At 53.5% G+C, this 22,918-nt stretch carries 24 protein-coding genes and 3 tRNA genes; 17 read left to right on the plus strand and 10 right to left on the minus strand.

What is annotated here, in order from left to right:
• Positions 1-522, minus strand: a complete 522-nt coding sequence (sodC, locus tag OCH02_RS06590) for a superoxide dismutase [Cu-Zn] SodC (RefSeq protein WP_261430477.1) — start codon at positions 520-522, stop codon at positions 1-3.
• 241 nt (positions 523-763) lie between these two features.
• On the opposite strand from sodC, the gene OCH02_RS06595 reads away from it, so the two are divergent.
• Positions 764-2,614, plus strand: coding sequence for a polyurethanase (locus OCH02_RS06595; RefSeq protein ID WP_261430478.1), 1,851 nt, complete (start codon positions 764-766; stop codon positions 2,612-2,614).
• 67 nt (positions 2,615-2,681) lie between these two features.
• Here the strand turns inward: OCH02_RS06595 and OCH02_RS06600 are convergent, their stop codons facing one another.
• From OCH02_RS06600 to OCH02_RS06610, 3 genes are all read right to left on the minus strand, one after another.
• Entirely contained in the window at positions 2,682-3,578 is an 897-nt protein-coding gene (locus tag OCH02_RS06600) for an aldo/keto reductase family oxidoreductase (protein ID WP_261430479.1), read from the minus strand.
• Between the two features lie 99 nt (positions 3,579-3,677).
• Positions 3,678-3,917 carry a DUF1289 domain-containing protein gene (locus OCH02_RS06605; RefSeq protein WP_012144938.1) on the minus strand — a complete coding sequence of 80 codons (240 nt, stop codon included), beginning with the start codon at positions 3,915-3,917 and terminating at the stop codon, positions 3,678-3,680.
• 21 nt (positions 3,918-3,938) lie between these two features.
• Positions 3,939-4,868 carry a LysR substrate-binding domain-containing protein gene (locus OCH02_RS06610; protein ID WP_261430480.1) on the minus strand — a complete coding sequence of 310 codons (930 nt, stop codon included), beginning with the start codon at positions 4,866-4,868 and terminating at the stop codon, positions 3,939-3,941.
• A gap of 123 nt (positions 4,869-4,991) precedes the next feature.
• On the opposite strand from OCH02_RS06610, the gene OCH02_RS06615 reads away from it, so the two are divergent.
• The 4 genes from OCH02_RS06615 (at position 4,992) to OCH02_RS06630 (ending at position 9,342) form a co-directional block, all read left to right on the plus strand.
• Positions 4,992-5,633: an NAD(P)-dependent oxidoreductase gene (locus tag OCH02_RS06615; RefSeq protein ID WP_261430481.1), complete on the plus strand. Its 642-nt coding sequence runs from the start codon at positions 4,992-4,994 to the stop codon at positions 5,631-5,633.
• A 162-nt stretch (positions 5,634-5,795) separates the two neighbouring features.
• Entirely contained in the window at positions 5,796-7,433 is a 1,638-nt protein-coding gene (gene eptA / locus OCH02_RS06620; RefSeq protein ID WP_261430482.1) for a phosphoethanolamine transferase EptA, read from the plus strand.
• 103 nt (positions 7,434-7,536) lie between these two features.
• Positions 7,537-8,157, plus strand: a complete 621-nt coding sequence (locus OCH02_RS06625) for a TetR/AcrR family transcriptional regulator (protein ID WP_261430483.1) — start codon at positions 7,537-7,539, stop codon at positions 8,155-8,157.
• 87 nt (positions 8,158-8,244) lie between these two features.
• Complete coding sequence (locus OCH02_RS06630; protein ID WP_261430484.1) at positions 8,245-9,342, plus strand: alkene reductase; 1,098 nt, start codon at positions 8,245-8,247, stop codon at positions 9,340-9,342.
• 70 nt (positions 9,343-9,412) lie between these two features.
• Here OCH02_RS06630 and idi read toward each other — a convergent pair whose 3' ends face one another.
• Positions 9,413-9,952 (minus strand): isopentenyl-diphosphate Delta-isomerase, encoded by a 540-nt coding sequence (gene idi / locus OCH02_RS06635; RefSeq protein ID WP_261430485.1) that lies wholly within the window; start codon positions 9,950-9,952, stop codon positions 9,413-9,415.
• Positions 9,953-10,290: 338 nt separating this feature from the next.
• Between idi and gloA the strand changes: the two genes are divergently transcribed.
• Complete coding sequence (gloA, locus tag OCH02_RS06640; protein ID WP_261430486.1) at positions 10,291-10,698, plus strand: lactoylglutathione lyase; 408 nt, start codon at positions 10,291-10,293, stop codon at positions 10,696-10,698.
• A 79-nt stretch (positions 10,699-10,777) separates the two neighbouring features.
• Positions 10,778-11,458, plus strand: coding sequence for a ribonuclease T (gene rnt, locus OCH02_RS06645; RefSeq protein WP_012144930.1), 681 nt, complete (start codon positions 10,778-10,780; stop codon positions 11,456-11,458).
• Positions 11,459-11,527: 69 nt separating this feature from the next.
• Here the strand turns inward: rnt and OCH02_RS06650 are convergent, their stop codons facing one another.
• Positions 11,528-11,875 carry a Grx4 family monothiol glutaredoxin gene (locus OCH02_RS06650; RefSeq protein WP_012144929.1) on the minus strand — a complete coding sequence of 116 codons (348 nt, stop codon included), beginning with the start codon at positions 11,873-11,875 and terminating at the stop codon, positions 11,528-11,530.
• A gap of 414 nt (positions 11,876-12,289) precedes the next feature.
• On the opposite strand from OCH02_RS06650, the gene OCH02_RS06655 reads away from it, so the two are divergent.
• Both OCH02_RS06655 and sodB read left to right on the plus strand, forming a co-directional pair.
• Positions 12,290-13,111, plus strand: coding sequence for a C40 family peptidase (locus OCH02_RS06655; protein WP_261430487.1), 822 nt, complete (start codon positions 12,290-12,292; stop codon positions 13,109-13,111).
• A gap of 193 nt (positions 13,112-13,304) precedes the next feature.
• Positions 13,305-13,883, plus strand: coding sequence for a superoxide dismutase [Fe] (sodB, locus tag OCH02_RS06660; protein ID WP_261430488.1), 579 nt, complete (start codon positions 13,305-13,307; stop codon positions 13,881-13,883).
• A gap of 53 nt (positions 13,884-13,936) precedes the next feature.
• Here sodB and OCH02_RS06665 read toward each other — a convergent pair whose 3' ends face one another.
• A complete protein-coding gene (locus OCH02_RS06665; protein ID WP_004943739.1) occupies positions 13,937-14,026 on the minus strand; it encodes a YnhF family membrane protein in 90 nt (29 codons plus the stop codon).
• Between the two features lie 323 nt (positions 14,027-14,349).
• Between OCH02_RS06665 and purR the strand changes: the two genes are divergently transcribed.
• Entirely contained in the window at positions 14,350-15,375 is a 1,026-nt protein-coding gene (purR, locus tag OCH02_RS06670; RefSeq protein ID WP_261430489.1) for an HTH-type transcriptional repressor PurR, read from the plus strand.
• Here purR and punR read toward each other — a convergent pair.
• Positions 15,372-16,316: a DNA-binding transcriptional activator PunR gene (gene punR / locus OCH02_RS06675; protein WP_261430490.1), complete on the minus strand. Its 945-nt coding sequence runs from the start codon at positions 16,314-16,316 to the stop codon at positions 15,372-15,374. The genes purR and punR overlap by 4 nt on opposite strands.
• 123 nt (positions 16,317-16,439) lie before the next feature.
• Here punR and punC point away from each other — a divergent pair, with 123 nt between their 5' ends.
• The gene (punC, locus tag OCH02_RS06680; protein WP_261430491.1) at positions 16,440-17,648 is read left to right on the plus strand and encodes a purine nucleoside transporter PunC; all 1,209 of its coding nucleotides are present in this window, start codon (positions 16,440-16,442) and stop codon (positions 17,646-17,648) included.
• 340 nt (positions 17,649-17,988) lie between these two features.
• Positions 17,989-19,140 carry a cyclopropane fatty acyl phospholipid synthase gene (gene cfa, locus OCH02_RS06685; protein ID WP_261430492.1) on the plus strand — a complete coding sequence of 384 codons (1,152 nt, stop codon included), beginning with the start codon at positions 17,989-17,991 and terminating at the stop codon, positions 19,138-19,140.
• Between the two features lie 81 nt (positions 19,141-19,221).
• On the opposite strand, the gene OCH02_RS06690 is transcribed toward cfa, so the two are convergent.
• Together OCH02_RS06690 and OCH02_RS06695 are read right to left on the minus strand one after the other, a co-directional pair.
• Positions 19,222-19,518 (minus strand): I78 family peptidase inhibitor, encoded by a 297-nt coding sequence (locus OCH02_RS06690; RefSeq protein ID WP_261430493.1) that lies wholly within the window; start codon positions 19,516-19,518, stop codon positions 19,222-19,224.
• A 29-nt stretch (positions 19,519-19,547) separates the two neighbouring features.
• Positions 19,548-20,198 (minus strand): riboflavin synthase subunit alpha, encoded by a 651-nt coding sequence (locus OCH02_RS06695; protein ID WP_261430494.1) that lies wholly within the window; start codon positions 20,196-20,198, stop codon positions 19,548-19,550.
• A gap of 242 nt (positions 20,199-20,440) precedes the next feature.
• Between OCH02_RS06695 and OCH02_RS06700 the strand changes: the two genes are divergently transcribed.
• The 5 genes from OCH02_RS06700 to OCH02_RS06720 all read left to right on the plus strand — a co-directional run bounded on the left by OCH02_RS06700 (position 20,441) and on the right by OCH02_RS06720 (position 22,728).
• The gene (locus tag OCH02_RS06700; RefSeq protein WP_261430495.1) at positions 20,441-21,817 is read left to right on the plus strand and encodes an MATE family efflux transporter; all 1,377 of its coding nucleotides are present in this window, start codon (positions 20,441-20,443) and stop codon (positions 21,815-21,817) included.
• Between the two features lie 192 nt (positions 21,818-22,009).
• Positions 22,010-22,086: transfer RNA gene (locus OCH02_RS06705), tRNA-Val, on the plus strand.
• Positions 22,087-22,107: 21 nt separating this feature from the next.
• A tRNA-Val gene (locus OCH02_RS06710) sits at positions 22,108-22,184 on the plus strand.
• 21 nt (positions 22,185-22,205) lie between these two features.
• A tRNA-Val gene (locus OCH02_RS06715) sits at positions 22,206-22,282 on the plus strand.
• Positions 22,283-22,422: 140 nt separating this feature from the next.
• On the plus strand, positions 22,423-22,728 hold the full coding sequence (locus OCH02_RS06720; RefSeq protein ID WP_261430496.1) for a cupin: 306 nt from the start codon (positions 22,423-22,425) through the stop codon (positions 22,726-22,728).
• Positions 22,729-22,918 lie beyond the last annotated feature (190 nt).

Raw genomic sequence — 22,918 nt, forward strand, 5'->3', positions numbered from 1 at the left:
TCACTTAATGACGCCACAGGCGAAACGCTCTCCACCCCCCCCCAGAGGTTTCGGATGATCGGAGTGGTTATCGCCACCAGCATGTACCATCAGCGCCCTGCCGGTTATTTCACTGATTTTTTTCAGCCTTGGAGCCAATACTGGATCGCTGGCCATGCCATCGCCCGTAACGTAAATCGCCGGCAGGTCACCCAAATGGCCATCGGCATAGGGACCAAGGTGTTTACCGGTTTTTTGCGGATCAAAATGCCCACCCGCCGCCAGTGCAGCAACCGCTTTGCCCTCTTTCATCCCCGGCTCGCAACTGCCGTTCTCATGAACGTGAAAACCGTGCACGCCAGCCGGTAACGCTTTGAGTTGTGGGGTAAACAACAGGCCATAAGGCGTTTCGCTGATCGTCACTTTACCTATTTCCTGACCAATTCCCTGTCCGGTCACCAGATTCATGTCAACATCCACCGTCGCAGCCTGAGCGGCTCCGCAAGCCATCAGACCGAAGGCCGCATACCAATAATGTTTCATCAATCAATCTCCTTGGAATACCTGTGAATGTTCAAGTATAGGGGAATCTGTGACGCAACCGTCCATAATGCGCACAATTTTGCCGATCAAATTCGCATTCTGAATAATTCATACTAATAATAATTCTACCAACATCGGTCCTCTGACCAGTAGTCGTTCGGTATATCCTCTCTACCAGCACAAGCTGCAATAGCTATTCAAAGATCACCCCGGCACTGCAGCTAATTCATAAGGAACTGATATGGGAATCTTTAATTATCAAGAGCTCGACGAGGTTAAATCCAAGGTGTTATTCACTGACGCCCTGGCGATTTCTACCTACGCCTATCACAATATCGACAATGGCTTTGATGAGGGCTACCACAATACCGGTTTTGGATTGGGTTTACCCTTAACCCTGGTGACGGCGTTAATTGGCAGCACACAATCACAGGGTGGGTTACCCGGTATTCCCTGGAACCCCGACTCTGAAAAAGCGGCGCTGGAAGCGGTAAATAACGCCGGGTGGTCAGTGATCGGTGCCGACCAATTGGGTTATAGCGGCAAAACCGATGCGCGTGGTACCTATTACGGTGAAACACCGGGTTACACCACCGCACAGGCCGAAGTCTTGGGGAAATATGACAGCGAAGGTAATCTCACCTCCATTGGTATTGCTTTTCGTGGCACCAGCGGCCCGCGAGAATCCCTAATTACCGATAGCATTGGAGATTTGATTAATGACTTGCTGGCGGGTTTTGGCCCTGCCGGTTATGCCGACAATTACAGCCTGAAGGCCTTCGGAACCCTGTTGGGGGATGTCGCCAAATTCGCCCAGGCACACGGCCTGAGCGGTGATGATGTGACCATCAGCGGCCACAGTCTGGGTGGGCTGGCGGTAAATAGCATGGCGGCACTCAGCGACGATAATTGGGGTGGCTTCTACGCGCCATCGAACTATGTGGCGTTCGCCTCGCCAACGCAATATGAGACTGGCGGCAAGGTGATTAATATCGGTTATGAAAATGACCCGGTTTTCCGCGCACTGGACGGCACCAACCTGACATTATCCTCATTGGGCGTCCATGACAGTCCACAGGACTCCGCCACCAATAATATCGTTAATTTCAACGATCATTATGCTTCTGACGCCTGGAATATTCTGCCCTTCTCAATCCTGAATATTCCAACCTGGCTATCCCATCTGCCATTCTTTTATCAGGACGGCTTGATGAGGGTACTAAATTCAGAGTTTTATTCACTGACCGGCAAAGACTCGACGGTGATTGTTTCCAACCTCTCGGATATCACCCGTGGTACTACCTGGGTTGAGGATCTCAATCGCAACGCTGAAAAACACAGCGGCCCGACCTTTATTGTTGGCAGTGACAGCAATGATTTAATCAAGGGCGGCGCAGGGAACGATTATCTTGAGGGCCGCGCCGGTAATGACACTTTCCGCGACAACGGTGGTTTTAATATTATTTCCGGCGGCGAAGGCAATAACACTCTGGATCTGCAGCATGCATTGAAAAATAGCGAGGTCGCCTACGACGGCAATACGCTCTACCTGCGTGATGCCAAAGGCGGCATCACCCTGGCCGAGGATATTGGCACGCTGCGCACTAAAGAAACTTCTTGGGTCATATTCAACAAAGAGCTGGATCATCAGGTTACCCGCGCCGGATTAAAATCGAGCGAAGGGCTAAAAGCCTATGCTTCGTCGCTCAACGGCGGTGCCGGCGATGACAGCTTACAGGCGCGCGCCAATGATAAATGGCTGTTCGGTAACGATGGCAACGACACCCTGCTCGGCCATGCCGGCGGCAATTTAACCTTCGTCGGCGGCACCGGTAACGACGTCATACACAGTCAGGGCGGCAGCAACACCTTCCTGTTCAGTGGTGACTTTGGTCAGGACCAGATTTACGGCTATCAGACGCAGGACAAACTGGTCTTTATGGGGACCGATGGCAGCAGCGCGGGCGGTAACTTCCGCGATTTTGTTTCTGAAGTGAACGACAATCTGGTGTTTAACTTTGGCGGCAATACGGTCACGCTGGTCGGACTGGGGCTTAACAGCCTATCGGACGGCCAGGTGGTACTGGCCTGATGCCCTGAAGAATCAAAAAGTAAAACCGGGCAACCACGGTTGCCCGGCTTCTTATGACGATGGTGATTTAAGGTACGTCGTAACCCAGGGCCGCCTTGCGAATACGGAACCACTGCTGACGACTCAACGTCAACTGCTGTGCCTGCAGCGCCGAACGCACGCGCTCAATCTTGCCGGAGCCAATAATTGGCAAAGGTGACGATGGCAACCGCATCACCCAGGCATAGACCACCTGTTCGATAGTCTCGGCGCCAATCTCCTGTGCCACCGCCTGCAGCTCATCACGCAGCGGCTGGAATTCGGCATCGCTGAACAGACGGCCGCCGCCCAAACAAGACCAGGCCATCGGCTTGATGCGCAATTGCTGGCACTGATCCAGGGTGCCATCCAGAATAGCCGGCTGATGGATCGGTGAAATTTCCAGTTGATTGGTCACCAGTGAGAACGGCAGACGCGACTGCAGCAGTGTGAACTGCGTCGTGGTGAAGTTGGATACGCCGAAATGGCGTACCTTGCCACTTTTATGCAGCGCCACAAAGGCTTCGGCCACCTCATCGGCATCCATTAACGGATCCGGACGGTGGATCAGCAGCAGGTCAAGATAATCGGTATGCAAATGCGCCAGCGAACGTTCCGCACTGTAAACGATATGCTCACGGTCAGTAATGTAGTGGCCAATCGGGTTACCCGGCTTGGCGGTGGTGGCGATGCCGCATTTGGACACCAGTTCCATCGACTGGCGCAGTGAAGGCTTCAGGCGCATCGCTTCACCAAAGGCTTGTTCGCAGGCATAGCCGCCGTAAATGTCCGCATGGTCAGCGGTAGTGACACCCAGCTCAATATGCTGCTCAATAAACGCCAGCAACTGCTGCGGTGACATGCCCCACTCCATCAAACGCCAGTATCCGCAAATCATGCGGGAAAATTCAGGCCCCTGCGGCGCGAGTTGTACACGGTTTACCATTGTTGAAACCTCATGACATTGTTTAATGCCAGCATACACAAGCGGATAACTCGGTGGGAAGCGGAAAGCCGCGCTTACGTGCGGCAGATCAGAAATGACTTAGAACAGCGAAGGTTGTTCCGGCAAAGGCTCATCCGGTTGTTTACTGGCTCGCTGCAGGCGCAGCAAGCGTTGGTGGCACAGACGCAGCACGTCGCGTTTTTGTGCATCGCTCATTTGCATCCAGCCAAAGCGTTCCTCGCGGCTACGCAGGCAACCACGGCAAAAGCCGCGATCGTCGGCCTGACAAATGCCGCGACACGGGCTGGGGATATCAAAAAACTCGAGCTGCTGCGCCACACGTCCTCCTGCGTTCTCTTGCTAATTGAAGACGCCATCGGCGCCGCTGGCAAGTGACTTTTCGGCATGTCGGTGAAAATAGTCACGTAAATAACGCAGTGCCTGACGATTTTTCTCCGGCATTGCCCGTTCTAGCGTCAGCGCGTGCAGCCGCAGCGGGGCCGGTCGCCATTCAGGCATCAGTTGGATCAGTTCACCGCGTTGCAATTCATCTTCTATTTCATACAGCGGTTGAATCGAGATCCCCAGGCCGCTGCGGGTGAAGGCACGCATCACGTTCATGCTGTCGCTGACGATCTGCCCTTCCGCCAGACGCAATTTTAGCTGTTGCCCACCCTGATGATGCAAATCCAGATGAGCGCCGCTGAAAGCGCCGGAGATCCAGCGATGCTGCACCAGGTCCTGCGGCATCTCGGGTACCCCGTGCTGGCTAAGGTAGCGCGGAGCGGCACACAGCACCATCGGCCATTCCGCCAGCGGGTGGGCAATCATATTGGCATCCGCCAGTTGACGATTGACCCGCAGTGCAATGTCGATCCGTTGTTCGATCATGTCGACGATTCGATCGTCCGCCAACACCCGCAATGTCAGTTTGGGATGCGCCTGTAGCAGCGGTGCCAACGCCTCTGCGAGCGGACGGCCACCGATGCCAATGGTAGTAGCGATACGCAGCTCCCCCACCAGAGTGTCACGCAACTCGGCCAGCCGTTGTTCAGCCTGCTGCGCCTGAAACAGCATTGCCTCGCAGCCGGGGTGAAATGCTGCCCCTGCTTCGGTAAGCGCCAGCCGTCGTGTAGAACGATGTAACAACGGCACACCGAGCGCTTTTTCCAACGAACGCATATGCTGGCTGACCGCCGATGGCGTCATGCCCAGCCGCCGGGCCGCACCGGCAAAGGATCCTTCCGCCACCACGGTAGCGAAAACCGCCATTCGATTCAGTTTATCCACGATTATGAAGTTTTACTTACTCAAGAAAGCATGAATATGGCACTAATCAACCCTATTGTTAAGTACTACATTGTAGATACGCGCTCAGGTGAGTCTGAGCTGATAAACGACAGGAGCAAACAGATGAAAGTAGCCATTATTGGAGCAACGGGTTTTGTTGGCCGCCGCGTGGTGGATGAAGCACTGACTCGCGGTTTGCAGGTCACGGCGATTGCACGTCAGCAAAAAGACTTGCCCGACAACGCAAACCTGACCATCGCATTGGGCGACGTCGCCGACACCGAATGGCTGGCGAAACAGCTAGCCGGCCAGGACGCGGTAATCAGCGCCTTTAACCCTGGTTGGGCGGAAGAAAATCTGTACGAGAAAACCACCAGGGGCTCACAACAGATCCTGGACGCGGTGAAAAAATCCGGCGTCAAACGCCTGTTGGTGGTTGGCGGTGCCGGCAGCCTGGAAGTGGCTCCGGGCGTTGAACTGGTCGATACCCCGCAGTTCCCGGAAAACATCCGCCCGGGTGCTCAGGCCGTGCGTGATTTACGCAACAAACTGCGCAATGACTCCCAACTCGACTGGACCTATTTGTCTCCAGCGGCACTGCTGGAACCCGGCAAGCGTACCGGTCAGTTCCGCCTGGGGACCACCAAACTGCTGATGAACGGCCAGGCACCGGCGGGTATCTCGGTGGAAGACCTGGCGGTAGCGATTATCGATGAGATCGAAAAACCGCAGTTTATCAAAGCGCAATTTACCGCCGCCTATTAATCATTCTTGCCTTCATCCCCCTCGCCAGACCGCCCGGTCTGGCGTCTCTCAAGCTAAACCAAAAGTAAACGCCCACGTAACCATGACAAATCTCTAAGGTTTTCTTAAGTTTCATCCTGTAAATTTCAGCGCATTACTCAATATCAGGATTCAGATTTGGCAATGTCGTTACGTCAACGCTTACAGTGCAACAGCCTGGGTTTTATCCTCACCAGCGCCTTATTCTTCACTCTGTTCCAGAATGCGTTATTCCTTCATAAGGCCTGGTCGTATATCACCTTCGATAACGTCCATAGCGTGATTTTCGCCGCTACTATGCCAGTGGTGATTTTCTGTGCGCTGAATATTATCTTCAGCGTGCTGACCGTGCCGTTTTTACGTAAGCCACTGATGATTTTCTTCCTGCTCGGCAGCGCGGCCGCCAACTACTTTATGTTCAGTTACGGCGTGGTGATCGACGGCAATATGATGCAGAACGCCTTCGAAACCAATCCCCAGGAAGCAACGGCGTTGCTGACGCCACGCATGGGCCTGTGGCTGTTGCTGCTGGGTATTCTACCGGCGGTATTGGTTTGCTTTATCGAAATCCGTAAAACTCGCCCGTGGTGGTACATGGTCGGGCTGCGTGCCGCTAACGTGATGCTCTCGGTAGTGGTGATCCTGATTATCGCCGCCCTGTTTTATAAAGATTACGCCTCGCTGATCCGTAATAACAAAAGCGTGGTGAAAATGCTGACGCCGTCGAACTTCGTTTCCGGCACCATCAAATTTACCCAGCAACGTTACTTCACCCGCAATTTGCCGCTGGTGAAAATCGGTGAAGATGCACGTAAAGGGCCAGCGATCACTGCACAGCAAAAGAAAACTCTGGTGATCCTGGTGGTCGGGGAAACGGCGCGTGCCGAGAACTTCTCATTAGGCGGCTACGGGCGTGAAACCAACCCACGTCTGAAGCAGGACAACGTGGTGTATTTTAAAAACGCCAGTTCCTGCGGTACCGAAACGGCGATCTCCGTGCCTTGCATGTTCTCCAACATGCCACGCAAGGATTATGACGCCACCCAGGCTACCCATCAGGAAGGCATGCTTGACGTACTGGCGCATGCCGGTGTCAATGTGTTGTGGCGTGAAAACGACGGCGGGTGCAAAGGCGCTTGCGATCGCGTGCCGCATATTGACATGACCAAGTTGAAACTGCCGCAGGATTGCGACGGTGACGTCTGTATGGATAACGTGCTGCTGTATAAACTGAACGACTACATCAACAGCCTGAAAGACGACGGCGTGATAGTGTTGCACCAGATGGGCAGCCACGGGCCGGCCTATTACCGCCGCAGCACGCCAGAGTTCCAGACGTTCTCGCCCACCTGCAACAGCAATCAAATCCAGGATTGCAGCCACGAGCAGTTGGTGAATACCTATGACAACTCACTGCTGTATACCGACGCCATGCTGGACGACACCATCAAACTGTTGCAACAGCACAGCGACAAGTTCAACACCGCGCTGGTATATCTCTCTGACCACGGTGAATCACTGGGCGAAAACGGCATGTATCTGCACGGTACACCTTATGTGTTTGCCCCAAGCCAGCAGACCCATGTCCCCTTCCTGATGTGGGTGTCTGCGGACTATGAGCGCAATTTCAAGGTTGATCGTCAGTGCCTGAGTACCATGGCAGAAAAGGATGATATCTCGCAAGATAACCTGTTCCACACCATGCTCGGCATGCTGAACGTGCAAACCCGTGAATATCAACCGCAGCTCGATATTCTGCAGCGCTGCCGGGGAGCCGCCTAAGGGCTTAACTTCCGCGCTTTATTCAGGCAAAGTATCACTCATCGTAACCGGCATTTTTATGCCGGTTTTTTTATTGTTATTGACCTAGACCAATCGGTCTATTATGCTGACCCCCATTATGACTAAACATGCGCACTGCCCTACAGATACCCGTGAACATTTGCTCGCTACCGGCGAGACCCTCAGCCTGCGCCTCGGTTTTACCGGCATGGGACTGAGCGAGCTGCTGAGCACGGCGGGCGTGCCAAAAGGCTCGTTCTACCACTACTTCCGATCGAAGGAAGTGTTTGGCGAAGCGATGCTGCAGCGTTATTTCGAACACTATGATGCGGCAATGCAGCAGCTGTTTGCCGACGATAAAGGCGATGCACGCCACCAATTGTTAAGCTATTACGCTCAGGCGATCAGCTACCACTGCCGCAGCGAATGCCATAACGCCTGCCTGGCGGTGAAATTGTCTGCCGAGGTGAGCGACCTGTCAGAGCCTATGCGTCATGCGCTGGAAACCGGCAGTGCCCGGGTGATTGGTCACCTGCAGGATGCGATTGAACGCGGGATCCGCGAAGGTTCATTGTCGCTGGCCATGAGCCCGGCGGCCACGGCGGAAACGCTGTATTCCCTGTGGCTTGGCGCTTCTTTGCGCGCCAAAATCCGCCACTCGGTCGCCCCGCTGACCAGCGCACTGGAAAGTATTGAACTGTTGTTGCGTCCGGCGCAGCGCTAAAAAAATGCCCTGATTTATCATGAATTACCGCCTTAGGCGGTTTTACATTCGTTACTAGTCGACCGGTCTATTAATATAGGATGCACTATGAAGATTGAAAAGTTGTTCTCCCCGCTGAAGGTTGGCGCTGTAACCCTGCCGAACCGCGTGTTTATGGCCCCGCTGACGCGCCTGCGCAGCATTGAGCCTGGTGATATCCCGACGCCGCTGATGGGGGAATATTATGCCCAACGCGCCAGCGCGGGTCTGATTGTCACCGAAGCCACCCAGATTTCTTTCCAGGCGAAAGGCTATGCCGGCGCGCCGGGGCTGCATACCCCAGAGCAGATCGCCGCGTGGAAAAAGATCACCCAGGCGGTGCATGACAAAAACGGCCATATCGCCGTTCAGCTGTGGCACGTGGGCCGTATTTCCCATAACAGCCTGCAGCCAGGCCAACAGGCTCCGGTCGCCCCTTCTGCGATCAATGCCGACACCCGCACTACCGTGCGTGACGAAACCGGTGCCTGGGTGCGAGTACCTACCTCTACCCCACGCGCCCTGGAAACTGAAGAGATCCCGGGCATCATTAACGATTTCCGCCAGGCGACTGCCAATGCACGTGAGGCCGGTTTCGACTTTATCGAACTGCATGCGGCGCACGGCTATCTGCTGCACCAGTTTATGGCTCCGGCATCTAACCAGCGTACCGATCAGTATGGCGGCAGCATCGAAAACCGCACGCGCCTGACACTGGAAGTGGTTGACGCCAGCATCGCTGAATGGGGTTCAGAGCACATTGGTATCCGTATTTCACCGTTGGGTCCGTTCAACGGCCTGGACAACGGTGAAGATCAGGAAGATGCAGCCCTGTATCTGGTGGAAGAGCTGAACAAGCGTAACATCGCTTATCTGCACATTTCCGAGCCTGACTGGGCGGGTGGCAAGCCTTATTCCGACGCCTTCCGTGACTCGGTACGCGCCCACTTTAAAGGGGTGATTGTCGGGGCCGGCGCCTATACCGCCGAGAAAGCAGAAGAGCTGATCAATAAAGGCTTTATCGATGCCGTGGCCTTTGGCCGTAGCTATATCGCCAACCCGGACCTGGTTGAGCGCTTCAAACTGAGCGCGGAACTGAACGAACCTAAACCGGAAACTTTCTACGGTGGTGGTGCTGAAGGCTACACCGACTACCCGACACTGTAAGTAAAACAGAAAAGCCCGCCGGCATTGACCTACCGGCGGGCTTTTTGCCCTTTAAGGGGAAATCTGTCAGTTAACTCGCAGCCAACCTCGCCCAACGTTCCATTTCATTGGTTCCAAGATCCTTCATTATTGTAAGAAACCAAACGGTAAACTTTTCAGGATTGCGCGTTGTTTCATCCGTTAATTGCTGAATATCAGTCCACGACCAGCTATGGGCCTCTTCAGGTGCCCCCTGCGGCTTGCCGTCAAATAAACCGACGTAGATATGATCGAATTCGTGCTCAATTAAATCGCCGGGTACCGCAGCCTGATAGGTAAAGCTGGAAACTTGTTGTAGCTCAGTGCTGAACCCCATCTCTTCCTGCAGGCGGCGCTGAGCCGCGGCCAGCGTTGGCTCACCCCAGCGCGGGTGGCCACAGCAACTGTTGGTCCATAGCCCGGCCGAGTGATACTTACTGAATGCCCGCTGTTGCAACAGCAGGCGGCCCTGGCTATCAAAGATAAAAATTGAAAATGCCCGGTGCAGTAACCCCTGTTGGTGTACCCGCGTTTTGCTTTGGGAGCCAATCGGATTATCATCAGCATCAACCAGAATTAGCATTTCATCCATTAAGTGGCTCCCTCGGCAAACGCGATGTTGCTGTTATGAAAATATAAACCGTCATTATTAATCCGATCCAAATTTATAAATTAGCCCCGTCCAATCCGGGCCCTACACCATTATCGTGACGCGCTGTTCCTTGCAGCGGTTATAGTACCTATTTCCATGTTATGCACGGCGACAAAGTGTGCGGTTGTGTTACCCTGCCTAACTACCGAGTGACAACGTCACTGATGTCGTAGTGCTCCCTGCCATGGCATACATTGAAATCCCTTATGCGGCAACGCTATACTGGATTCGCTTCAATCCATCCGCCATTGGCAACGGCACATCCAATCAGAGGAATTATGCGCTTACTCCATACCATGATCCGCGTCGGTGACCTGCAACGCGCCATCGACTTCTATACCAAGGTATTAGGCATGCGCTTGCTGCGTACCAGCGAGAACCCGGAATACAAGTACTCACTGGCGTTTGTAGGCTATACCGATGAAAGCGAAGGTGCGGTGATTGAACTGACCTATAACTGGGGCACCGACAGCTACGAAATGGGCACCGCATTCGGCCACCTGGCACTGGGTGTGGACGATGTCGCCGCAACCTGTGACAGCATTCGTAATGCCGGCGGCAAAGTCACCCGCGAAGCCGGCCCGGTCAAGGGCGGCACCACGGTTATTGCCTTTGTTGAGGATCCGGACGGTTATAAAATCGAACTGATCGAGAACAAACATGCCGGCCATGGCCTCGGCCACTGAGGTCAACCAGGGGCGCTTTCTGCGCCCTTATTTTTTTCCGCGTGATAACCGCCTGCAACCGGGCGCAAAATTTGCCATAATGCGCGCTGCATTCGATGAAGATAAGAAACTGATGGCCGAAAAAAGTGATCTTAACGCCCTGAGTGGCCGTTTTCGTGGGTTTTACCCCGTAGTGATAGATATAGAAACTGCCGGATTTAATGCCAAAACTGACGCGCTGCTGGAGATTGCCGCCGTTACGTTAAAAATGGATGAAGACGGCTGGTTGCAGCAGGACGAAACCCTGCACTTTCACGTGGAGCCTTTTGAAGGCGCCAACCTGCAACCCGAAGCGCTGGCTTTTAACGGCATAGATCCGAGTAATCCCCTGCGCGGTGCGGTCAGTGAATACGATGCACTGCACGCTATTTTTAAAGCGGTGCGCAAGGGCATTAAGGATCGCGGTTGTAACCGGGCGATAATTGTGGCGCATAACGCCAATTTTGATCACAGCTTCCTGATGGCGGCCGCCGAGCGCGCCAGCCTGAAACGCAATCCTTTCCATCCTTTCGCCACCTTTGACACCGCGGCGTTAAGCGGACTGGTGTTGGGACAAACGGTACTGGCCAAAGCCTGCATTGCCGCCGATATTCCCTTCGATAGTGCCCAGGCCCATTCAGCGCTGTATGACACCGAGCAAACCGCTCAGCTGTTCTGCGAGCTGGTTAACCGCTGGAAACGCCTTGGCGGTTGGCCGCTGGCGGTCACGAATACCGACTAAGACAAAAAATCGGGCGGCCCAGTATTAGCTGGCACCGCCCGATGACTTACAACAATAAAACCGAGCCGATTATGGCTGCTGGTCTTCCTGCTGTTTGTACTTCTCTGCCGTTTCTTTGATCAGCTGCTGCAATTCGCCGCGCTGATACATTTCCATGATGATATCACAGCCGCCGACCAGCTCACCGTCAACCCACAGCTGTGGGAAGGTCGGCCAGTTGGCGTATTTCGGCAACTCGGAACGGATGTCCGGGTTCTGCAGAATATCAACGTAAGCAAAGCGTTCGCCACAGGCAGACAGTGCCTGCACGGCTTGCGCCGAGAAACCGCAGTTTGGCAATTTCGGTGAACCTTTCATGTACAGCAGAATTGGGTTCTCAGTGATCTGGTGCTGAATTTTTTCAATCGTCGTCGTCATTATATTGCTTCCTCAAGCCAAATTTCATGGCTACAACATGCATCACACTGGCTATTGTAGCGGCTGGAACAGTTGCAAGAAAACGCCATCTTTTGCAAGGGCATTCCCCCGTTGTCAGTCGCGTCTCACCGGCAGGGCCTTTCCGGTCAAAACATATGCGCAGAATAACATTTTTAATCCGGCCATTTCACTAATATATTTCTTGTCAAAAAACGCCACTTAATAAGTTTCCTGGCGGTCTCTGTTGGTTTTTTATACATCAACAGTTTGATTTTTCGGCAAAAAAAATGCTATTAACGTTTTCTCACAATATGGATTATCATTTATGAGTTCTTCGCTGTTTTATATGGCGAAATTCGGGAATACTGTCACTCATTCGATATCTGTTCCGGGGCCAAGGTTGGTAACGTCGACATGCGTTTAATTCTTACGCTTTTTGTGCTGTTGTTTACACAGCTATTCTTTAATCTGGCGCACGCAGCGCCACAGGCACGTGTTGCCGCTGAGCAGCGCAAGAGCCACGTAAACGAAGCCCGGCCGGATGACCGCAAGAAAAAGAAAGCGGTTAAGGCCAGCAGCAAAAAAGTGAAAGTCACCACTCCGCAGAAAACAGCCAAGGTCTCCAAAGCCAAAACAGAAAAAACCGCTAAAAAGATCGTCAGCGCAAAATCGAAAAACAAAACGCATAAAATAGCCAAAATTAAAGTGACCCCGCCGAAGAAGGGCTATAAAAAAGGCTATGGGCGCCATCGCGAAAGCGGTATGGCAACCGCCAAATTGGTGGGTGATGAAAAGCCACTGAAGCTCAGCCCGGCGCACAAAAAACGCTACCAGCATGCCAAGCAAACCGCGATGGCCAAGCTGATGGACCAAATGGGCAAACCTTATCGCTGGGGTGGCACCTCGCCAAGAACCGGCTTTGACTGCAGCGGTCTTATTTATTACGCCTATAAAGACATCGTTAAAATTAAAATGCCGCGTACTGCCAACGAGATGTACCACCTGCGTGACGCAGCGCCGATCAAGAAAAGTGAACTGGAAAGCGGCGACCTGGTGTTCTTCCGCATTAACAACCGCGGCGTGGCAGACCATGTGGGGGTTTATTTGGGTAACGGTAAATTCATTCAGTCACCGCGTACCGGCGAAGAAATCCGCATCAGCCAACTCGACAATGACTACTGGCAAAACCACTACATCGGCGCACGCCGGGTAGTTACGCCAAAAACCATTCGATAATCTTCTTTGCGGCTGGCGCTGCCAGCCGCTCTCCCCTGATAGTTCCCGCATCCCTCATTGTTGTACTCAATCCCTTGCCCGTTCCCCCTGTATTTCATCGCGAAAATTGTTAAGCTAAATACCCACAATAAAAACAGGTCAACCTATCGCCCATGATTACGTCGGTGGACTGGCACTGTACAAGGAGAAAGCAATGTCGTTTGAACTTCCTGCATTACCTTATGAAAAAAACGCCCTCGAGCCGCACATTTCCGCAGAAACCCTGGAATACCATTATGGCAAGCATCACAACGCCTACGTGGTGAACCTGAACAATCTGCTGAAAGGCAGCAAGTTTGAAGGATCGTCACTGGAGGAGATCGTTAAGGCATCTGACGGCGGTATCTTCAACAATGCGGCTCAGGTATGGAACCACACTTTCTATTGGCACTGTCTGTCGCCACAGGGCGGCGGTGAGCCAGAAGGTAAACTGGCTGAGATGATTAATCAGGCATTTGGTTCTTTCGCCGCCTTTAAGCAGCAATTTAGCGACGCCGCAGTGAAAAACTTTGGCGCAGGCTGGACCTGGTTGGTGCAAAAACCAGAGGGTTCGCTGGCCATTGTTAACACTTCGAACGCGGCGACACCGCTGACCGGTGATGATAAACCGCTGCTGACCGTCGACGTTTGGGAACACGCCTACTATATCGATTACCGCAATGCGCGACCTGCCTACCTGGAAAACTTCTGGGCACTGGTTAACTGGGCATTTGTGGAAAAGAACCTGGCGTAACGCGGGGAAAAACAATCAGGCGCAGCGGGCTGCGCCTGTTTTACTTGAGGGGATCAGTTCAAAGCAGCGGTGAAGCTGAAAGCAATAATCACGGCCAGCGCACAAACGGTGGTGAACAGTGACATTTTCAGATCGGTATCCATTACAACTCCTTTTCAGATTGGGTTTCCCAAGGGTAAAAGGCACACAATTAATGCGTCAAACCATTTTCACACAGTTGAACAATAAAATCTTGTTATCATTTCCCGGTTTATTATACCGATTACCTCTTCCACTTTGGCTCAATATGGGACAAAATTCGCAGTTCACAACTGTGTACCGGCAAAATGCCCCTCCTGACCAAGCGCTGACGACTTCAACACACTAAAAACTCAGTTTTCGCTTCTTTGGAGATGGATCTACGCAGGCAAACGATTAACATCACACTTACATACTGCAACATGTGAGTTCAGGAGTCATTCTTTACATGGCAACGATTAAAGATGTGGCCAAACGCGCTGGCGTTTCCACCACCACCGTTTCGCACGTCATCAATAAGACTCGTTTCGTCGCCGAAGAGACTAAAGCGGCCGTTGGCGCTGCGATTAAAGAGCTGCATTATTCACCCAGCGCCGTAGCGCGCAGCCTGAAGGTCAATCACACCAAATCGATTGGCCTGCTGGCCACCTCCAGCGAAGCTCCCTACTTTGCCGAAGTGATCGAGGCGGTAGAAAACAGCTGCTACAGCAAAGGCTATACGCTGATTTTGTGCAACTCGCACAACAATCTGGACAAACAGCGGGCCTATTTGGCAATGCTGGCGCAAAAGCGTGTCGATGGCCTGTTGGTGATGTGTTCGGAATACCCAGACCAATTGCTGGGAATGCTTGAAGACTATCGCAACATCCCCATGGTCGTGATGGACTGGGGCGCAGCCCGCGGTGACTTTACCGATAGCATCATTGATAACGCCTTCGCTGGCGGCTATCTGGCCGGGCGCTATCTGATTGAACGCGGCCACCGCGATATCGGTGCCATTCCAGGCCAACTATCGCGCAATACCGGTGGCGGCCGCCATCAAGGCTTTTTAAAAGCCTTGGAAGAAGCCAATATCGAAGTACGCGACGAGTGGATTGTTCAGGGTGACTTTGAGCCGGAATCCGGCTACAAGGCCATGCACCAGATTTTGTCGCAAAAACATCGCCCGACCGCGGTATTCTGTGGCGGCGACATCATGGCGATGGGCGCGATCTGCGCTGCCGACGAACTTGGGCTGCGGGTGCCGCAAGATATTTCGGTGATTGGCTACGATAACGTGCGTAACGCCCGCTATTTCACCCCGGCCCTGACTACCATTCATCAACCCAAAGAGCGTTTGGGTGAGATGGCGTTCACCATGTTGCTGGACCGTATTATCAGCAAGCGCGAAGAGTCGCAGGTGATTGAAGTGCATCCGAAGCTGATTGAGCGCCGTTCGGTCGCTGACGGCCCATTTATCGATTACCGCCGCTAATGGCTAACGCCGGAAGCCGCTGTGGTTTCCGGCACCACTTCACTTAGCCATTCCTGATTCAGCGTTTCACTGTCCCCCAGGTAGTCCAACAGCCAGGCCATCGCCGGTGATGGCGTATTTTGCTGCCAGGTCAGGCAACAGGGGCTGGCCGGAAACGGCTGCTGCAACTGCAACGCTACCAGTTCCCCACGCAGTACCAATGGCAATGCCTGATGCGCCGGCATCATGCCAACACACAGGCCGGCACACAGACAATCCAGCGCCGAGGCCCAGTCCGGCACCACCAACCGCCGTTGGTTATCCAGCGTCCAGGTGACCCGCTTGGGCAGGTTGCGCGAGGTATCTTCCAGACACAGCGACGGGAAAGGCCGCAGTTGCTCATCATTCAACAGGCCATCCAGCGCCACCAGCGGATGCTGTGGACTGACCACGCACAACCAGCGCATGTCGCCCATATCACGAAAGGCAAACCCGCCGCCGACCGGCACCGCACGCGTCGCCCCAATCGCCATATCAGCACGTCCGTCCACCAGCGCATCCCATACGCCGTTAAACACCTCAGGTTGAACCAAGAGTTCTACGTCAGGGAAATGGCGATAAAAATCCAGCACCAGTTGGCGACAACGCTGGGGTTTAACAATGATGTCCACCGCAATTTTCAGTTGGCCACGCCAGCCATTAGCCACCTGCTGACACTGGCGGCGGGTGTCGAGCATTTTTTTGATGACACTGCGCGCTTCCTGCACAAACACCACGCCGGCCGGGGTCAGTTCCACGTCACGATGACGCCGTTCAAACAGCGGAACCGCCAGCCATTGTTCCAATTGTCGCACGGTATAACTGACCGCCGAGGGCACTCGGTGCAGCTCCTGCGCCGCTGCGCTGAAGCTGCCGGTGCGGGCGACCGCGTCTACCACATCGAGAGAATATTCAGACCACATAACCTTGCCTTCAATTTTTTTAACAGCACCTCGCAAATATTACCGTTTCACAAGCAGAGATCCAGCCGGATACACTTGCCGGCGCTAAAAACCTGCGACATTAAAATATTAACGAGAAATACCATGCGAAATTCCTTTGGTTTTATGTTCTACCTTGCCGGCCTGAGTATGCTGGGTTACCTGGCCACCGACATGTACCTGCCCGCCTTTGGTGTGATGCAGCAGGACCTGCAAATTTCCGCCGGGGCGATCAGTGCCAGCCTCAGTATCTTCCTGGCCGGCTTTGCCTTTGCTCAACTGCTCTGGGGGCCGCTTTCCGACCGTCTCGGCCGTAAACCGGTGTTGCTGATTGGCCTGGCGCTGTTTGCTCTGGGATGCCTGGGTATGCTGTGGGTACAAAATGCCGTTCAACTGTGGTCACTGCGGTTTATCCAGGCAATTGGCGTCTGTTCCGCCGCCGTCACCTGGCAGGCACTGGTTATCGACCGCTACCGCGAAGGCAAGGCAAACCGCGTATTCGCCACCATTATGCCACTGGTAGCCCTCTCACCGGCGCTGGCGCCACTGGTCGGCGCCTGGTTGCTGAACCACATGGGCTGGCGTGCCATTTTCGCCGTGCTGCTGGGCATTACCCTGGTTCTCCTGCTGCCGACTCTGCTGTTGAAAGAAAATGCCAAAACGCTGCCTTCCGCGGAAAATAAAAACGGCCTGACCTTCTGGCAACTGCTGAAATCGCCAGTGTTCAGCGGCAGCGTTACCATCTTTGCCGCCTGCTCCGCCGGCTTCTTCGCCTGGCTGACCGGTTCACCCTTTATACTTGGCGATATGGGGTACAGCCCAAATGATATCGGCCTGAGCTATGTGCCACAGACCCTGGCCTTCCTGTTAGGGGGTTATGGCTGCCGCACCGCGTTAAATCGCATTAATGGCAACACCTTACTGCCGTGGCTGCTGGTAGCTTATGGCATCAGCATGGTGGCGTTATACCTGGTTGCCACGCTGACCGAGCCCACGCTCACCACGCTGCTGATCCCATTCTGCGTGATGGCGCTGGTCAACGGTGCCACCTACCCCATCGTGGTGGCAAATGCGTTAACCCCGTTCCCGGAAGGCACAGGCAAAGCCGCAGCGCTGCAAAATACCCTGCAGTTGGGCCTGTGTTTTGTCGCCAGCATGCTGGTATCAGCCTTTATCAGCCAGCCGCTGTTGGCAACGGTGACGGTGATGGTTTCTACGGTAGTATTAGCTGCATTGGGCTATGTGCTGCAACGGGGAAAAGTAATAGATTTACAACGGCCAACGCGGCAGGAACATGCTAACTCAGCGTCATAATTATATGTATTAATAATCACTTAAAGAATATTTTTGCCGAGTGCGATTTGCAGTTGAGTAAGCGCCTCGGCAAGCCTATACTCAAAACGACCTTTGAAAATAACACTTTTATAATTTCTTTATCACTAATTGCTGTTGTGTACGCGTATGGCGTCACACTTTTTTAAGGATTGTCTTTCCCGCGTTTCTTGCGCAGGAACCTTCTTAAAATTTTCCTCTGTTCATAGTCGGATATCAGACGCCACGGGACTTTTTACCGTAGGTAAACGTATGCACCCGCAGAATTTGTCTAAGCTATTTTTTGGCGGGTCATAAGTCAGAAGAAGGTGATGGAGAAGCTATGAGTTCATCGTGTATAGAAGATGTGAGCATCCAGGACAACCAATGGTACCGTATCGCTCATGAAATGCTCAGCATGGCCGGTATTGAAATAAACGGCTCACGCCCTTTCGATATTCAGGTTAAAAATCCCAATTTTTTTAAACGCGTTCTGCAAGAAGGCTCTCTTGGCCTGGGTGAAAGCTATATGGACGGCTGGTGGGAATGTGAACGGCTGGATATATTCTTTCAACACGTGGTCCGTGCCGGTCTGGAAAAGAAACTCCCCCGCCACCTTAAAGATACTTTGCGTATTGCCGCCGCGCGACTCACCAATTTGCAATCGAAGAAACGCGCCTGGATAGTCGGTAAAGAACATTACGATCTGGGGAACGATCTGTTTACGCTGATGCTCGATCCGCATATGCAATATTCCTGCGCCTACTGGAAAGAAGCCACTACGCTAGAGGAAGCGCAAGAAGCCAAGCTGCGGATGATTTGCGAAAAGCTGCAGCTGCAGCCGGGTATGAACCTGCTGGATATTGGCTGCGGCTGGGGCGGACTTTCCGCCTATGCGGCGAAAAACTATGGTGTTTCAGTGGTGGGAGTAACCATTTCCGCCGAACAGCAAAAACTGGCACAGGAGCACTGTGCCGGGCTGGACGTCGAAATCCGCTTGCAAGACTACCGCGATTTACATCTGCAGTTTGACCGTATTGTTTCTGTCGGCATGTTCGAACACGTCGGTCCGAAAAATTACCACACCTATTTTAAAGTGGTGGAACGTAATTTAAAACCGGACGGCCTGTTCCTGCTGCACACCATTGGCTCGAATCGGACAGATATGAATGTTGACCCGTGGATCAACAAATATATCTTCCCGAATGGCTGTTTGCCGTCGGTCTCGCATATTGCCGAGGCCAGTGAGGGGCATTTCGTGATGGAAGATTGGCATAATATTGGCGCCGATTATGATCGCACCCTAATGGCCTGGTACGAACGCTTCAAACAGGCGTGGCCACAGCTTGCCCAGCGTTATTCCGATCGTTTCGAACGCATGTTCAGCTATTATCTGAACGCCTGCGCCGGCGCCTTCCGCGCACGTGATATTCAACTGTGGCAAGTGGTATTCAGCCCGAAAGGGGTTGAAGGCGGTATTCGCGTCACGCGATAATCGCGACACCACGCAATAAAAGAACCCCGGCTAGCTTGCACTGACCGGGGTTCTTTTTATGTATTGACCAGCGCGGGTATATCAGCCGCAATACACCCGGATGATCTTATCATCGCTATCGCCGAGGAAGTTCAGCCGGCGCAGGTTAAAGTCCATCGTGACCGCAGAGTTATACGGTATAGCGCGCACTTGCGACTCAATCTGCACGCCTTCCAGCGCTGACATCGGTTTGCCGACATAGTTCTGATATTGCGCCGCGCCGCAGGTATCGTTCTCTGCATCCGCCGCCGTGTTGGCGGTATCCTGTTCCGGTGAGCTGCTACAAGCACTCAGCGCCAACAGCGCCGTTAACATCAACGTTTTCCCATAAAACTTCACGCGATAGCTCCTCTCTGGTTTGTCGTTCGTCAGATTTTCTGCGCCAGCGCACTCGCCGCCGCCATTGCCGCTTCACGGCTCGCCAACACCCGCTCGACAGTGTCAACCACCGCCTGCGTTTGTGGATCGATCTCAATATTCACCTTATCACCCAGGCGTTTTTTGCCCAGCGTGGTGCGATCCAGGGTTTCCGGGATCAAATGTACGCAAAAACGGTTATTCACGACCTCACCGATAGTCAGACTAATACCATCGATGCCAATGAAGCCTTTGTGCAGAACGTATTTCATCAGTTCCGCGTCCGGCATGCGCAGCCATATCTGACGATTATTCTCAGAGGTATAAATCTTGGCAACCTCTGCCGTGCAGATAATATGGCCGGACATCAGGTGACCGCCAATTTCATCATTAAATTTGGCCGCTCTTTCGATGTTGACCACGTCACCCAATGCCAACTCACCGAGATTGGTCAGGCGCAGCGTTTCTTTGATCAAATCAAAACTGACGCGGTTGCCCTCTACCGCAGTGACGGTCAGACAGCAACCGTTATGAGACACCGACGCGCCAAGCTCCAGCCCGGGCAGCAGTTCAGTGGGCATCTCGATGACGTGAGTACGGAAGTTGGATTTTTCATCAATGGCGACCAGCGGCGCGGTGCCTTGTACGATACCGGTAAACATGTGGGCCTCTTCTTTCTAAAAATGTTTAAAGCGCTTGGGGCAGTTTGCCCCAGTTGACGAGGAAAACCAAACCCGAGGCGACAAAAAATCTGCAGCTGCGCATTTAATAACTATTTCATCACAGCATTTGCTTAACCACGCCGAGCGGGTACAATCTTTTTGAGAAAATTCCGCTATTTTTAATTGTTGTCCTTTCACGACGACCCTTCCCTCCAACATAAATAAATAGAAAAGGTGTATGCGTGCAGAAGTACTTAATTGAAGCGCGTAGCTTATTGGCCCTCGCTATCCCGGTGATCATCGCGCAAATATCACAAACCGCAATGGGCGTGGTTGATACCATTATGGCCGGTGCCTACAGCGCCACAGATATGGCGGCGGTTGCCGTGGGTACCTCAATCTGGCTACCGGCCATCCTGTTCGGCCACGGCCTGCTGCTGGCGCTAACGCCGGTGATTGCACAGCTGAACGGCGCCGGCCGACGCGATCGCATCGCTCATCAGGTGCGTCAGGGCTTTTGGCTGGCAGCCGCCGTCTCACTGCTGGTGATTATCGTGCTGTATAACAGCAAATTTGTCATCGACATGATGCACAACATCGACCCGCAGTTGGCGGATAAAGCGGTGGGCTATCTGCATGCCATCATGTGGGGCGCACCGGGTTATCTGTTCTTCCAGGTGCTGCGTGGCCAATGCGAAGGCCTGTCGAAAACCAAACCGGGCATGGTGATTGGTTTTCTCGGCCTGCTGGTGAATATCCCGATTAACTATATTTTCATCTACGGTAAATTCGGCATGCCGGAGCTGGGCGGCGTCGGCTGCGGCGTGGCAACCGGCAGCGTCTACTGGTTTATGTTCCTGGCGATGCGCTGGTACGTGAAACGCGCGCCTTCACAGCGTGACATTCTGCCGCACGAAGGCAGCAGCATGCGGCCGGACTGGTCGGCGATGAAACGCCTGTTCGGCATTGGTCTGCCGGTAGCGCTGGCGCTGTTCTTTGAGGTCACGCTGTTCGCTATCGTCGCCCTGCTGGTGTCGCCGCTGGGTATTGTTTCCGTGGCCGGGCACCAGATTGCACTTAACTTCAGCGCACTGATGTTTGTGTTGCCATTGTCACTGGGGGTCAGTGCGACTATCCGCGTCGGCTATCGGTTGGGTGAAGGCTCGGTTGAAGGTGCGCGAATTGCCGCCTACGCGGCTATTGCCGTAGGTATCGCCATGGCCTGCTGTACCGCGCTGTTTACCGCAACCTTCCGTGAGCAAATTGCCCTGCTGTATAACGACAGTCCGGCGGTGGTTGCCATGGCCTCGCACCTGATGCTGCTGGCGGCCATTTACCAGATTTCCGACTCTATTCAGGTGATCGGCAGCGGCATTCTGCGTGGCTATAAAGATACCCGTTCAATCTTCTTCATCACCTTTATAGCCTATTGGATCCTGGGGCTGCCGAGCGGTTATGTGCTGGCGCTGACCGATATCCTGGTACCGGCAATGGGGCCAAGCGGATTCTGGATTGGCTTTATCATTGGCTTGACCTTCGCCGCCATCATGATGGCCATGCGTATGCGCTGGCTGCAAAAACAACCGGCGGCGCTGATCCTGCAGCGCTCCACCCGCTAAGGGTCGCTGTCGGCCGGCAAGTGAAACCGGTCGACAGCTTCTCCCCCTGGTTTGCGGAAAAAATCACCGCACTGCACACAAGCGCAGCAATCGCGTGAAATACCGGATAAAATTACGCTTTTCTCCTTGCCAGCACGCAGGTTGCTCGTTAATATTCGTCCCCGCTGTCAGCCATGACAGACAGGAAAAGATGCGTCCGTAGCTCAGTTGGTTAGAGCACCACCTTGACATGGTGGGGGTCGGTGGTTCGAGTCCACTCGGACGCACCAAATTCCTAAAAACAGTACAGTGCGTCCGTAGCTCAGTTGGTTAGAGCACCACCTTGACATGGTGGGGGTCGGTGGTTCGAGTCCACTCGGACGCACCAAATATCTAAAAGCAGTGCAGTGCGTCCGTAGCTCAGTTGGTTAGAGCACCACCTTGACATGGTGGGGGTCGGTGGTTCGAGTCCACTCGGACGCACCAAATCATTGTTTCCTCAGTTCCACCCTATCGACTCGCGCTTCCTCTACCGTCACTCGCCAGTACGATCCCGTAGCTTTGCTCCTGTCACCGCAAGCCGTATCAGGTATCATCAAGGCGAATACCTTATCAGGACCGAATCCATGCTGACATTTACCGCCCAGACCCCGTTCGAGAAACTCGACAACGGCCTCATCCGCCGACAAGGCATCATGAGCAACGGCGCCCGTGCCACCGAAGTGAAATTCGACGCTGGTACCTTTGGCCAGTTGCAAAAGCGCGATTTTTCTCTGCAAACGCAGGTGGTTTCCGGTGAGTTTGAATTTACCCTGGGTAATGACATTCAGGTGGTGGTAGCCGGTGAAAGCATCATTATTCCTGCCAACACCGCCAGCGGCTGTTTCTGTCTGACGGCAGGTACCCTGTGGGAAATCACCACCACAGGCTGATCGACAATACTCACACCAATGCAGTGGTTATTTGCGCAACAAACACCGGCTAAGGGTTTGCATTTGCGCCATATTTACTGCTGATTTGACGGAACCGAGGTTTTGCATCGGTTTTTTATTTTGTTTCCCGCCGCTTAGCCTTTATAATGCGCAACGTCTTTCAGTTGAATGGTTTCAGCCCTTGATCTGC

The organism is Serratia quinivorans, assembly GCF_946227985.1.
Taxonomy (GTDB): Bacteria; Pseudomonadota; Gammaproteobacteria; order Enterobacterales; family Enterobacteriaceae; genus Serratia; species Serratia quinivorans_A.